11 protein-coding genes and 1 tRNA gene are annotated in these 13,618 nt (G+C 59.8%); 5 read left to right on the top strand and 7 right to left on the bottom strand.

Going from position 1 to position 13,618, the window contains the following annotated elements; all coding sequences use genetic code 11:
• The first annotated feature begins 18 nt into the window (after positions 1-18).
• Genes ACUN0E_RS30260 through ACUN0E_RS30250 form a run of 3 tightly spaced genes read left to right on the top strand, consistent with a single transcriptional unit; the run spans position 19 to position 3,820 of the window.
• The gene (locus ACUN0E_RS30260) at positions 19-465 is read left to right on the top strand and encodes a glycoside hydrolase N-terminal domain-containing protein (RefSeq protein ID WP_445568889.1); all 447 of its coding nucleotides are present in this window, start codon (positions 19-21) and stop codon (positions 463-465) included.
• A complete protein-coding gene (locus tag ACUN0E_RS30255) occupies positions 462-2,591 on the top strand; it encodes an alpha-galactosidase (protein WP_445568888.1) in 2,130 nt (709 codons plus the stop codon). The genes ACUN0E_RS30260 and ACUN0E_RS30255 overlap by 4 nt, the downstream gene beginning before the upstream one ends.
• Positions 2,592-2,614: 23 nt before the next feature.
• A complete protein-coding gene (locus tag ACUN0E_RS30250; protein ID WP_445568887.1) occupies positions 2,615-3,820 on the top strand; it encodes a hypothetical protein in 1,206 nt (401 codons plus the stop codon).
• Between the two features lie 58 nt (positions 3,821-3,878).
• Here ACUN0E_RS30250 and ACUN0E_RS30245 read toward each other — a convergent pair whose 3' ends face one another.
• The 7 genes from ACUN0E_RS30245 to tig all read right to left on the bottom strand — a co-directional run bounded on the left by ACUN0E_RS30245 (position 3,879) and on the right by tig (position 11,387).
• Entirely contained in the window at positions 3,879-4,103 is a 225-nt protein-coding gene (locus ACUN0E_RS30245; RefSeq protein WP_445568886.1) for an Arm DNA-binding domain-containing protein, read from the bottom strand.
• 193 nt (positions 4,104-4,296) lie between these two features.
• Positions 4,297-4,372: transfer RNA gene (locus ACUN0E_RS30240), tRNA-Val, on the bottom strand.
• 132 nt (positions 4,373-4,504) lie between these two features.
• Positions 4,505-4,777: an HU family DNA-binding protein gene (locus tag ACUN0E_RS30235; protein ID WP_245254352.1), complete on the bottom strand. Its 273-nt coding sequence runs from the start codon at positions 4,775-4,777 to the stop codon at positions 4,505-4,507.
• Between the two features lie 337 nt (positions 4,778-5,114).
• Positions 5,115-7,538: an endopeptidase La gene (gene lon, locus ACUN0E_RS30230; RefSeq protein ID WP_408223045.1), complete on the bottom strand. Its 2,424-nt coding sequence runs from the start codon at positions 7,536-7,538 to the stop codon at positions 5,115-5,117.
• A 202-nt stretch (positions 7,539-7,740) separates the two neighbouring features.
• Positions 7,741-9,012: an ATP-dependent Clp protease ATP-binding subunit ClpX gene (clpX, locus tag ACUN0E_RS30225; RefSeq protein WP_408223043.1), complete on the bottom strand. Its 1,272-nt coding sequence runs from the start codon at positions 9,010-9,012 to the stop codon at positions 7,741-7,743.
• Positions 9,013-9,194: 182 nt separating this feature from the next.
• Positions 9,195-9,848, bottom strand: a complete 654-nt coding sequence (clpP, locus tag ACUN0E_RS30220) for an ATP-dependent Clp endopeptidase proteolytic subunit ClpP (RefSeq protein ID WP_408217532.1) — start codon at positions 9,846-9,848, stop codon at positions 9,195-9,197.
• Between the two features lie 192 nt (positions 9,849-10,040).
• Positions 10,041-11,387 (bottom strand): trigger factor, encoded by a 1,347-nt coding sequence (gene tig, locus ACUN0E_RS30215; protein ID WP_408388777.1) that lies wholly within the window; start codon positions 11,385-11,387, stop codon positions 10,041-10,043.
• 563 nt (positions 11,388-11,950) lie between these two features.
• On the opposite strand from tig, the gene ACUN0E_RS30210 reads away from it, so the two are divergent.
• Positions 11,951-13,096: a glycerate kinase gene (locus ACUN0E_RS30210; RefSeq protein ID WP_408388775.1), complete on the top strand. Its 1,146-nt coding sequence runs from the start codon at positions 11,951-11,953 to the stop codon at positions 13,094-13,096.
• Between the two features lie 63 nt (positions 13,097-13,159).
• Positions 13,160-13,612 carry a MarR family winged helix-turn-helix transcriptional regulator gene (locus ACUN0E_RS30205; protein WP_408223037.1) on the top strand — a complete coding sequence of 151 codons (453 nt, stop codon included), beginning with the start codon at positions 13,160-13,162 and terminating at the stop codon, positions 13,610-13,612.
• Positions 13,613-13,618 lie beyond the last annotated feature (6 nt).

The following is a 13,618-nucleotide window of genomic DNA, read 5'->3' as shown; positions in this document are numbered from 1 at the left end:
TTTCCAGCAGGAGACACGATGAAAATCTCCATCAGTCAAAAGCGTCGCAAGCTGCTGAAGTCAGGCAGTGCTACTGCCATCCTCCCGGTTGCAGTACGTGCCGGCGCTGCAGCTCTTTCCTCGCCCGGCACCACCGGCAATCCCTTTTCAGTTCCCTCTGATGCTTGCGATTCAGCCAACGCCTCGACGCAGGCGAATTCCGCGCGCGTTTCCGCCGATCAGACACTGCTGTTTCGATACGACTCGCTTGCCGTCGAGTCCAGCATCCAGTTTCAAGGCCTGCCGGTCGGGAACGGGCGACTCGGCGCGATGGCCGGCGGCGCGGTCAAACGTAAGGCGCTCTATCTGAACGAAATCACGTTGTGGTCGGGCAGCAAGAACGGTGTCGATCTGGCCTGCACGACGGCAGGGATGGGCATCTACCCGGAAGTCCCAGTTTCATTTCTCAGCAAAGGAAAATCATGAAGATCCTGGGTCGCACACAGGTGTATCTATTTTTCGCGAGCATCATGATGGTTTTCGTTTTGTCCGGCTGCGGAGGCGACCAGCAAGGGTCCTCCAACGCCGCGAGCGTCGCGCAGGTCGCGGCCAACTCAGCAAACGTTTCCGCACAAGGCGCGTCATCGCAAACTCAGGCCCGAGGGTCGATTGCGCTACCGCCTATGGGTTGGGCCTCGTGGAATGCGTACGGCTGCAACATCACCGAGGATCTGGTGAAAACGGCCGCGGACGTTATCTCCGACGGCCTGAAGAAAGATGGTCCGTTAATGAAAGCGGGCTACAGCTATATCAACGTCGATGACTGCTGGTTCGCACCATCTCGCGATGCGCAAGGCAACCTGGTCGCCGACTCCGTGAAGTTTCCCAGCGGCATCAAAGCGCTGGCCGACTACGTTCACGCCAGAGGTCTGAAGTTCGGCATGTATGAAGTGCCCGCAGCCGAAACCTGTGCTCAGCGTAACAATCTGTACCCTGGACACACCAACCCAATGGGCAGTCTTGGGCACGAAGTTCAGGATGCCAATACATTCGCGGCATGGGGCGTCGACTACGTGAAGTACGACTGGTGCTCGCCGGATGGCACCGTCGACGATCAGGTGGCCGGGTTCCAGAAGATGCGCGATGCGCTGAATAGTGCGGGTGCCGGCGTGAATCGGCAGATCGTCTACAGCATCAATCCGAACAGTTTTCACACCGACAAGACAGGCAGATCGTATGACTGGGGGCAAGTCGCGGACCTGTGGAGAACGACCGAGGACATCACCTATGACACCGGCACGCCAGGTCATCAAAGCACACCTGATTTTTCCAGAATCGTGAACCAGAATTTCTACGGCAATCTGTTTCCGGAAGCCCAACATACGGGTGTCTATAACGATGCGGACATGATGCTTGCCGGGTTCGGTCTGACCGCCGCGCAGGATCAGACGCACATGAGCCTGTGGGCCATTTCCGGTGCTCCGCTTATCCTGGGTCTCGATCTCACCACGCCGGTCAGTCCGGCAACGATGGCGACGCTGACCAATCCGGAGGTGCTCGCCGTCGATCAGGACCCGCGTGGCCTTCAGGCGATCCGGGTAGCGGTGCCGCAGAGCGGTCTGGGCGTGTGGGCCAAGCTGCTCGCCGGTCAAGGTCGTCGTGCGGTAGTGCTGCTCAACACGACCGGGTCTGCCGCGTCGATCACGGTGAACTGGAAGGATCTCGGGCTGGACCCCGCTGCTTCGGCCAGCGTGCGGGATATCTGGGCGCACAAGGATCTTGGTTCGCACTCGTCCGGGTACACGGTGTCCGCTGTTCCGGCTGGCGGCTCCGTCATGCTGACCATCGCCGGCGTGGACGATGCATCGAAAATCCACCCGGCCAAACCGGTCGGACATGGAGACGGCGTAGCACGCTATACGGTGAATGCAAACACGGGCGGGTACATTGACGTGACGTACCGGAACGAAGGAACGTCTTCGCTGAAGGTGCCGTTGACTCTCAACGGCAGCGTACTCACGACGATCCAGTTGCCCGTTACGACCGGACAGGCCCGGGGCACCGTCACGCTGTACATGCCGTTCGTGCCGGGAAGCAACACGCTGAGTTTCGCTCTTCCGGACAAGGGGCACCGCGCTCCGTCGATCGACAGGGTGACGCTGATCGCCGCTCCGCAACCTGCATTGCCGCCCGTCGCCTATGAAGCGGAAAGTTCCACCAACATCATTCAGGATGCGGCAGTCCAGGCATGCAACATATGCAGCGGCCACTCAAAGGTCGGCAATTTTGTGAACTCGGATTCGAGCCTCCAGTTCAACGGAATCGTGGCGCCTGCCGATGGCGAGTATGCGGTCCCCGTGGTGTATATCAGCGCAGACGACGGTGGCGGTTCGCCTCGTGCAATGAGTGTGAGCGTCAACAATGGCCCGCCGGTTCCCGTGCAGTTTCCTGGTGAAGGCACCTGGGATTTTCCGATCCTGTCGAGTGCTCAGGTTACGGTCCCGCTGAAAGCCGGTGCGGCCAACACCGTCAAGTTCTCTGTGATTTCCGGCAACTACGGTCCCGACATCGACGGCCTGGGCCAGCCAGTCAGCCAGCCGGTCAAACAGTGAACCGGCGATCCTTGGAGACAGGCATGAAGAACTTCCTGATGCGGATTGCGCTGCCGTTCGTCTTGGCTGCGAGTGCGGTGCAGGTGTGCGTTGCCGCCGACACGACGGCCCAACCGAATGCCGTAGCGGCGGAGTCGTGGAACAAAGGAGCGCGCTTCCGGCACGACGAAGTGGCGGTCCTGTTCGTGATGGGGCAGAGCAACAGTGCTGGTCTTAACGGCCTGCCCGCGGATCTGACGTTGTCGGGAGCCTCGGGTGCCGGCGCTGGCACCGGCGGGATGCCGGCACCCAATGTATGGGGCATCCGCAACGACGGCTGGGGCAACATCGCTGGTAACGCCGATGGGCCGGGTGTGCCATTTACCCAACCGATATCCGCGATCGATCACGTGTCGTGGGTAAACTGGTCGGACAGCACGTCGTCCGACATGAATCTCGGCTACTACGGCGGCAGTGGAAATGCCGCCGATTTCGCCGCGTATGCGTGGCAGTCGGCGATCAATGCAGGCGAGCCGCTGCCTGATCTGTACATCATTCATATCGGCTGGGGCAGCCAGGGCGTGGACGTCGCAGACGATGCGTTCAGCGGCTGCTGCGGCTGGACGGTGCATGGCGTTAATCTCTGGCAACCCATGCTCGATGCAAGCAAGACGCCGACGTATGCGCTTGCGCCGTTCGCGCGCCGCATGATGTATCTGGGACTGCAGCAGATTCTGGCGACCGGCAAGAAGCCGCGTATCCTCGGCCTGGAGTGGAACCAGTGGGAGGCAGAAGCTGCACCGCTGAATTCGGCCGGCAACGCAACGACGATTCATCGCGCGCCGCAGAATTACGCTTACCTCTTCAGCAGTTTCTTTGCGGCGGTGGGTTCGACCTTCCCGGTGCTGATCGTGAAGCCGTTGTCGACTGCTTACGACAACGTCACCAACGCGGTCGCGCCTTATAATCCCGCCGCGCTTGCGTCGATGCAGAAAGTGTTCGGCGGCTTAGTCGACGCGAATCCTCGTATCTTCAGTTTCACCGATGCGTCCCAGTCGCCGGACTGGAATGGACAGCCACCCGGCTTCGGTATTTTCCAGGGCGGCACGTTAGGCGGTGGAGACGGCAGCGTGCACTACAACCTGGACACGCAGAAATGGTTCGGCGAGCAGGCGCTTGCATCGTGCCTCGGGCAATCCCGATTCTGTGGGCCGCGCATCATGGATCTTCCGAGGCGCCTGCCGAATTAACGAACGGATCACTCTGCATCACTCGGCGCTGCGGCGCCGAGCTAGGGTGACAGACTGACTAGCGGTTGGGGATAGTAAGCGTATTTCCGAATTCGAAAAGGCCGCCAAGAGCCATCGTTTTGGTCTTGCCGGCGAAATCGTAATTCCATCGCCAAAGCTTCGCCCCGTCCGGTTTGATCAGAATGTAAAGGCGGCCGCCGTCCGACAACGTGTAAGGCTTGACAGCTGCTTTTGCGTTGACGATCCCGAGCCGTGTGAGTTGGTGGAGTGGAGAGCGCGCCATCGTTGTATACCTGAGCAGTGGAGAGCACAGGAGTCAAAATACAACGATAAAAGTCCAGCTTTCGCTGGACTTCGTTGGATGTCTTTGGATTGGGACAAGCAATAAAAAACCCGCAGAGCCAGTAGCCATGCGGGTTTCAGCGGATTGCTCCGGACATCTATGGGCGATTCTGGACGTCCTCACGAAACGGAAATGGTGGGTGCTGAGAGGCTCGAACTCCCGACCTACGCCTTGTAAGGGCGCCGCTCTACCAACTGAGCTAAGCACCCGTTTCGCGATTCAGTGTGCTTCTGCTTTTGCTGCCTGATTTATCAACTTGTGGATCAACTCACTTATCAACTCACGCAAAATTCGCCGCACTTCTTTCTAACGAATCCGCCATTCCTCAAGCAGCAAGCCCATTAGTTTAGCGCATCCTTCAGAGCTTTGCCAGGCCTAAATTTGGGGACCTTCGCAGCCTTGATTTTGATGGCCGCGCCGGTGCGTGGATTGCGGCCAGTACGTGCCGTACGCTTGCCGACGGCAAACGTACCGAAACCCACCAAAGTAACTGAACCGCCCTTCTTCAACGTCCCTTTGACCCCACCGATCACCGCCTCCAGTGCACGGCCTGCCGCGGCCTTCGAAATATCGGCTTGCTGCGCAATATGATCGATCAATTCCGTTTTATTCATTCCAACCCCCGAGAATGTTTATGGCAATCGTGACGGTGCTCTATAGCATCTGGCATCACGCGGCTTGGCGGGCAACGCCGAGCCGACTCATTAGAATTGGCCGAAACCCTTGTGTCAAGCGGGGTTGAGCCTATGAGAGCGATTCCGGAGGACACGTCTTATAACGAAATCTTGCTGTAAATCAATGCGCGCACAACCAATTGGCAGCAGAGAACGCCGTTTGTTCAAAAAATGGGATTGCGTGCGCTCCGCATGTGCCTTCCGGTATCTCGCAGGCAATAAAAAACCCGCGGCCGAGACCGCGGGTTTCTGTACAGCGAACAGCCTTCGCCCCGACTTAGTGCTTCACCACTTCCGTCGCACCGGAGTCTTTCGCCGGCTCTGCTGCGACAGGCGTAGCAGGCTTCGGCTCTTCTTCCGGCAATGCCGCAGGCACGCGTTCGAGCGCCAGTTCGAGCACCTTGTCGATCCAACGGACCGGCACGATCTCGATCGCGTTCTTCACATTGTCCGGAATCTCCGTCAAATCCTTGACGTTATCTTCCGGAATCAGCACCAGCTTGATGCCACCGCGGTGCGCCGCCAGCAATTTCTCCTTCAAGCCACCGATCGGCAGAACTTCGCCACGCAAGGTGATTTCGCCCGTCATCGCGACATTGGCGCGCACCGGAATGCTGGTCAACACCGACACCAGCGCGGTCGTCATCGCAATGCCAGCCGAAGGACCGTCCTTCGGCGTCGCGCCTTCCGGTACGTGGATGTGAATGTCCTGCTTCTCGAACGCTTCGTCCTTGATACCCAGACGGCGCGAACGCGAGCGGACCACCGAGCGCGCTGCTTCGACGGATTCCTTCATCACGTCGCCGAGCGAACCCGTGCGGATCACATTGCCCTTACCGGGCATCACCGCGGCTTCGATCGTCAGCAGATCGCCGCCGACTTCCGTCCACGCAAGACCCGTGACCTGGCCAACCTGATTTTCCTTCGCAGCCAGACCGAAGTCGTACTTGCGCACGCCAAGGAACGTGTCGATATTGCTAGCGTCGACCTTCACCGCGCCTTCCGCCTTCTTCAGCAGAAGCATCTTCACGACCTTGCGGCAGATCTTCGAAATCTCACGTTCGAGCGAACGCACACCCGACTCACGCGAGTAGTAACGAATGATGTCGCGGATCGCGGATTCCGTCACATCGACCTCGCCTTCCTTGAGGCCGTTGTTCTTCTTCTGCTTGGGCAAAAGATAACGTTGCGCGATGCTGACCTTCTCATCTTCCGTGTAACCCGACAGACGAATCACTTCCATCCGGTCGAGCAACGGCGGCGGAATGTTCAACGAGTTCGACGTCGCCACGAACATCACATCCGACAGATCGAAGTCGACTTCCACGTAGTGATCGGCGAACGTATGGTTCTGCTCCGGATCGAGCACTTCCAGCAGAGCCGACGACGGATCGCCGCGGAAATCCTGACCCATCTTGTCGACTTCGTCGAGCAGGAAGAGCGGATTGCGCACGCCGACCTTGGTCAGGCTTTGCAGAATCTTGCCGGGCATCGAACCGATGTACGTACGACGGTGACCGCGAATCTCGGCTTCGTCGCGCACGCCGCCGAGCGCCATACGCACGAACTTGCGGTTCGTTGCGCGAGCGATCGACTGACCCAGCGACGTCTTACCGACACCCGGAGGCCCAACGAGGCACAGAATCGGCGCTTTCACCTTGTCGACACGTTGCTGGACCGCGAGATACTCGAGAATGCGTTCCTTCACTTTCTCGAGACCGAAGTGGTCCTCGTCAAGCACGCGCTCAGCATTCGAGAGGTCGTTGTTGACCTTGCTCTTCTTGCGCCACGGCAAGCCGATCAGCGTATCGATGTAGTTGCGCACGACCGTCGCTTCAGCCGACATCGGCGACATCAGCTTGAGCTTCTTCAGCTCGCCGTCGGCCTTCTTCTTCGCTTCCTTGGGCATACGGGCGGCCGTGATGCGCTTCTCGAGTTCCTCGAGATCCGCACCTTCTTCGCCTTCGCCCAGTTCCTTCTGGATCGCCTTGACCTGTTCGTTCAGGTAGTACTCGCGCTGGCTCTTCTCCATCTGGCGCTTCACGCGCCCACGGATGCGCTTTTCGACCTGCAGGATGTCGATCTCCGCTTCGAGCTGCGCGAGCAGATGCTCAAGGCGCTCGATGACCGGGAACATTTCGAGGATGTGCTGCTTCTGGTCGAGCTTGAGCGGCAGGTGCGCCGCGATCGTATCGGCCAGACGGCCAGCCTCGTCGATACCCGACAGCGACGTCAGGATCTCCGGCGGGATCTTCTTGTTCAGCTTCACATACTGGTCGAACTGCGACACGATCGCGCGGCGCAACGCTTCAGTTTCAGCGCTGTCGGCGTGGTCGGGTTCGAGCGGCATGACTTCGCACGAGAACTGCGTTTCCTGTTCTTCGATGGAAAGCGTTTTCGCGCGCTGCAAGCCCTCGACGAGCACCTTAACGGTGCCATCGGGCAGCTTCAGCATTTGCAGGATGTTGGCGATACACCCTACTTCGTACATGTCCTTTTCGGTCGGCTCATCTTTCGCAGCCGTTTTCTGGGCGACGAGCATGATGTGCTTGCCGCCTTCCATCGCTGCTTCGAGAGCCTTGATCGACTTCGGGCGGCCTACGAAGAGCGGAATCACCATGTGCGGGAAGACGACTACGTCACGCAGCGGGAGCAGCGGGAGCGTAATGCGTTCCGGCGGAAGGAGTTGGGTTCCTGACATTTCATTTCCCCATGAGTGGAATCAGTTCGTTCGATAGGTGAGGCCAGCAGAAAAGATTGCAAGCCTCCGCGTGTGGGAAAAGTTCAGTGACTCCGAAGGTTCAGTGACTCCATAGTGAAAACAACCGTTCTGACCACACGATAAACGAAAAAAGCCGTTCACGTTGCCATGAACGGCTTTTTTTACAGAACCCGAAAGCCGATCAGTTCGAACCCGCCACTTTAGGCGTGTCTTCGTAGATCAGTAGCGGTTTACCGTCACCGTCAATTACATTGTCGTCAATGATGACCTTGCTAACGCCTTTCATTTGCGGCAGGTCGTACATCACATCAAGCAACGCCTGTTCCAGGATGGAGCGCAGACCGCGAGCGCCCGTCTTGCGACGGATCGCCTTACGTGCAACAGCCTGCAACGCAGCCGGGCGAATTTCGAGCTCGACGCGTTCCATATTGAACAGCTTGTGGTACTGCTTCACCAGTGCATTCTTCGGCTCGACGAGGATCGTCATCAGCGCAGTTTCGTCGAGCTTGCCGAGCGTAGCTACCACCGGCAGACGGCCGATCAACTCGGGAATCAGGCCGAACTTGATCAGATCTTCCGGCTCCACTTCGCGCAGCACTTCGCCGGCGTCGCGGTCCTGCTTGCTCTTCACGCTTGCGCCGAAACCAATACCGGTCTTCTCGGTACGGTCGACGATGACCTTCTCGAGGCCGTCGAACGCGCCGCCGCAAATGAACAGGATGTTGGTGGTGTCGACTTGGATGAAGTCCTGATTCGGATGCTTCCGGCCACCCTGCGGCGGCACCGACGCCATCGTGCCTTCAACCAGCTTCAGCAAGGCCTGTTGCACGCCTTCGCCCGACACATCGCGGGTGATTGACGGGTTGTCGGACTTCCGGCTGATCTTGTCGATTTCGTCGATGTAGACAATGCCGCGCTGGGCCTTGTCGACTTCATAGTTGCAGTTTTGCAGCAGCTTCTGAATGATGTTCTCGACGTCTTCACCGACATAGCCGGCTTCCGTCAGCGTCGTTGCATCGGCAATGACGAACGGCACATTCAGAAGGCGCGCGAGCGTCTGCGCGAGCAAGGTCTTGCCGGAACCGGTCGGGCCGATCAGCAGGATGTTGCTCTTGGACAGCTCGATTTCGTCTTTCTTTTCGAGGTGCTTGAGGCGCTTGTAGTGGTTGTACACCGCGACCGCGAGAATCTTCTTCGCACGTTCCTGACCGATCACGTACTGGTCGAGGATTTCACGGATTTCCTGCGGACTCGGCAGGTCGGACTTGGACAAGCCCGCTTCGATACCCGCACCTGCAGCCTCATCACGGATGATTTCGTTGCACAGGTCGATACATTCATCACAGATGAACACCGACGGGCCGGCAATCAGTTTTTTGACTTCATGCTGGCTCTTGCCGCAGAACGAGCAATACAACAGCTTTTCGCTGTTAGAACTTTTCTTGTCCGCCATAGATGTGTGAGCCTCCGGACACTCAATTACATGATACGCCGTTTGCCCCAGCCTCGCAGTTTGGGCGCGGCTGGGTTGTGCCAAGGTGACGGCGTTTGCCGCAGGCGCTCGGACGAGTCTTGATTATTTCACAACCGATCCGATGATGGCCTCGCCCCGTTTTGGGGCAAGACCCCACCGGTTCAAGGACGCTTGTGCGCCACCTGGTCAACCAGACCGTAAGCTTGCGCGTCATCGCCGGACATGAAATTGTCCCGGTCGGTGTCGCGCGCGATACGTTCGACCGGCTGGCCGGTGTGGTGCGCAAGCAGTTGATTCAGCCGTTCCTTCAGGTACAGGATTTCGCGCGCCTGAATTTCAATATCCGACGCCTGGCCACGCGCACCGCCCAGCGGCTGGTGAATCATCACGCGCGAATTCGGCAGCGCAAAGCGTTTACCCTTCGCGCCGGCAGCCAGCAGGAACGCGCCCATGCTGGCTGCGAGGCCCATGCACAGCGTCGACACGTCCGGCTTGATGAATTGCATCGTATCGTAGATCGCCATCCCGGCCGAAACCGAACCGCCCGGGCTGTTGATATAGAAGCTGATGTCCTTGTCAGGGTTTTCACTTTCAAGGAACAACATCTGTGCGACGACGAGGTTGGCCGTCTGGTCGTTCACTTCACCGACCAGGAATACGATGCGTTCCTTCAGCAGACGCGAATAGATGTCATACGAGCGCTCGCCCCGGCCGCTCGTTTCCACGACGATCGGCACCAGTCCGAGCGCCTGCGCTTCGAGATCCCGCGACGACTGGGAGGTCAACGTGTCCAGCATTTGGGCGCGAAAGGTCATGCAATGGATCCTTGTCTGGAAATATTCTAAATATTAGATGCTAGACAGGTGTAGTCGACGAGCCCGTATTCAAGTGCGCGATCAGTACGAACGCGCTGCACAACACCATGCAAGACGCAACGCACTTTCACAGCACAAAAAAACGGCGTGCGGGCCGTCGCTCCGACAGCCGGCACGCCATTACAGCGACGCTTACGCTTGCGCCGTTGCGCTTGCCAGTTCTTCGAAGCTTACTTCCTTGTCCGTCACCTTGGCCTTGCTGAGGACGAAATCGACGACGTTGGCTTCAACGACGTACGCTTCCATTTCGGCAAGACGTTGCTGATTGGAATAATACCAGCGGACGACTTCCTTCGGGTCTTCGTAGCTTTTCGCGAATTCGTCGACTTCGGCACGAATCTGCTCCGGCTTGGCTTGCAGTTCATTGGCCTTGACCAGCTCGGCCAGCACGAGGCCCAGCTTCACGCGACGCTCAGCCTGTTCCTTGAACATTTCAGCCGGGATCGGTGCGTCAGCGGCGTTCGGCACGCCACGTTGCTCGAGATCCTGACGAGCCATGCCGACCAGACGCTCCTGATCCTGTGCGATCAGCGCGCCCGGCACGTCGAGTTCCGAAATCTTCAGGAGCGCGTCCATGACCTGGTTCTTGACGATAGCTTGCGTGCGGCGCTTCGCTTCGCGTTCGAGATTGTCTTTGATCTCAGCGCGCATCTTGACCAGATCGCCGTCTTCGATACCGAGCGACTTCGCGAATTCAGCGTCGATTTCCGGCAGATGCGGCCATTCGATCTTCTTCATCGTGATCGTGAATTGCGCAGTCTTGCCGGCGACATCCTTGCCGTGATAGTCAGCCGGGAAAGCCAGATCGAATTCCTTCGACTCGCCGACCTTCAGGCCGAGCGCTGCCTTTTCGAATTCCGGCAGCATGCGGCCTTCGCCCAGCACGAATGCGAAGTCTTCAGCGCTGCCGCCCTGGAACACTTCACCGTCGATCTTGCCGACGAAGTCGACCGTCACGCGGTCGCCGTCTTTAGCCGCCGTGTCCGCGCCGCCGTCACCGTGCTCGCCGGATTCACCGCGAGCGTGGAAGTGCACGCGCTGCTTACGCAGGATGTCCAGCGTGCGGTCGATTTCCGCTTCGCTGATGGTGGTCGTGGTGCGTTCGATTTCTGCCGTGGCGACGTCGCCCAGCTTCACTTCCGGATACACCTCGAACGTCGCGTCGAACGCGTAGTCGCCTTCAGCAGCGTCGGCCTTCGGCGCGAAACTCGGCTGACCGGCAACGCGCAGGTTTTCGGCGCGGCTGATGTCGAAAAATTCCTTGCCAACCTTGTCGCTCAGCACTTCGGCTTCCACCTGGCCCGAATACTGTTGCGTCACCATCTTGAGCGGTACCTTGCCCGGGCGGAAACCCGGCATGCGCACGTTCTTCGCGAGTTGGCGGATACGCGAGTCCACTTCCTTCTGCACGGCGTCCTTCGGCAGGGAAATCGTTACGCGGCGTTCGAGCTTGCCGAGGTTTTCAACAGCGTTAGCCATGGCTTCAATCGTCCTAAAATTATTCGAGCGAATCAGTTATCTTCTCCGCGCCGCTTTTCGATGTCGCTTCGCATCGCGCGTCACATCAATTCGGCGCCCGCGCCGCGGGCTTGCAGGCCGTCGGCAGCACGGTTGGGTCCAAAGAGCCGAATATTTTAGCAAACTATTTGCGCGCCTAGCCGGGATTCGGTGATTGGGTGCATTTTTATCGGTGTTCGGGCCACTTTCCGTGCGGTTTTTGACGTTTGCAGCTTGCCTGGTGGCCGTTCAGTGCTTGCGTTGCGCCCGCTCCCTGCCCGTTTTCGACCTGCTTGCGGTTTGACGCTTCCTTTCACCAGTGCCGCTTCCGCCGCCAGACGCAGCATGGGCGGCAGCGGCGCGCTTGCCCCGCGCCTTCCCGCCAGTAATTCCCGCCACGCGCTCCCACGGACGATCCCGGCTATGCCGTTCGACATATTCAGTCGGCGCGCCCATGCTGATAAGCTAATGGACGCGCTCGGGGCTGCGCCTGCGTCTATTCATATCATTCGCCCTCGCAACGATCCCAACCATTCAGAGACACCATGCCGAATTTGCCGTCCTCGCCTGTCGTCGTCATTGCCCCCGATTCCTTTAAAGGTTCGCTCAGCGCGGAACAGGTCGCGCAGGCGATTGCGTCCGGCATCCAGCGTGCCCGGCCGGACGCCGATGTACGCATCTGCCCGATGGCTGACGGTGGCGAAGGCACGCTCGACGCCATGCTCACGAGCGGCGGCGAACGTCGCAAGCTGAGCGTGCGCGGTGCGGCCGGTCCAGTGCGCGAGGCACTCACCGGCCTGCTTGCGGATGGCAGCGCGATCATCGAAACAGCGGAAATCGTCGGCATTACCGATCCGGTCGGCATGGGCGTGCCGGTCGAGGCGCGCAGTACGCGCGGCATGGGCGAAGCGATTCGCGCACTGCTCGACGCCGGCGTGCGGCGCTTCTTCGTCGCGCTCGGCGGCAGCAGCACGAACGACGGCGGCGCCGGCTTGCTGGCCGGACTCGGCCTGAAACTTTTCGACGCGCAAGACAACGAGCTCGACGCAACGCCCGAACAACTCGCTCGCGTGGCGCGTGTTGACGTGTCGCAGCTGGACGCCCGTCTCGCGGACACGCAGTTCGTCGGCATGTCGGATGTGGACAACCCGCTGACCGGCGACCACGGCGCAACCGCGGTGTTCGGTCCGCAAAAGGGCGTGAAGCCGGAGCAGATTGCCCCGATCGACGCTGCCCTCGCCCGCTTCGCCGATCTGCTCGAGGCGGCGCTGGGGCGCACGGCACGCGACCAGCCCGGCGCGGGGGCGGCCGGCGGTCTCGGTTTCGCGCTGCACATGCTGGGCGCGCAGTTCGAGCCGGGTGCGGAAACCGTCGCGCGGCAAATCGGTCTGGACGCGGCGCTAGAAGGCGCGAACTGGCTGATCACCGGTGAAGGCCGCTCGGACGTGCAAACGCTGCACGGCAAGGCGCCGTTCATCGCTTGCCGTCATGCACGGGCCGTGGGCGTGCCGGCCACGCTGCTGTCCGGTGCGGTCGATTCGGCAGCGCTACCGCGCCTCGCCGAACACTTCAGTGGCTGCTTCTCGCCGGCCCCCGGGCCGATCACCCTGGAGGTTGCCATTCGCGAGGCGGCGCGCTTGCTTGCCGACGAGGCCGAACAGTTGACGCGCCTGAAATACGGCACGCGTTGACCGGCGGGACGGTTGCGGCAACAATCACAGCGCCACGACCGCGCCACTCATCACGGGAAGACCATGAAGGCCTCCGCCAAAGCCGGACTCGAACAGTTCCTGACGTACCGTCTGCATGTCCTGAACAAACTCGCCGAGCGTGGCATCGGCGTGCGCTATCAGGACAAATTGGGCGTGACATTGCCTGAAGCGCGGGTGATTGCGTCGGTGGGCTCGTTCGGACCGTTTTCGATCATGGAACTGGCGCGGCACGCCAACCTCGACAAGAGTCAGGCTAGCCGCGCGGCCGAGGCATTGATCAAGCAAGGACTCGTGAAGCGCGAGACGAGCGCTGAAGACGGCCGCGTCGTACTGGTGTCGCTGACGCCGGAGGGTCGCGCGCTCTATCGCAAGGTGATGCCGATTGCGCGCAAGTGGAATGGGGATATGTTCGATTGCCTGGACGAACAGGAAAAGCTCGCGTTCGGCCAGGCGCTCGACAAGATCATCGACACGATGACGGAGCGAGAGGGGTAAGAAGGG

It is taken from the genome of Paraburkholderia sp. D1E (assembly GCF_052682275.1).
This window is presented reverse-complemented; position numbering and strand designations above follow the sequence as displayed.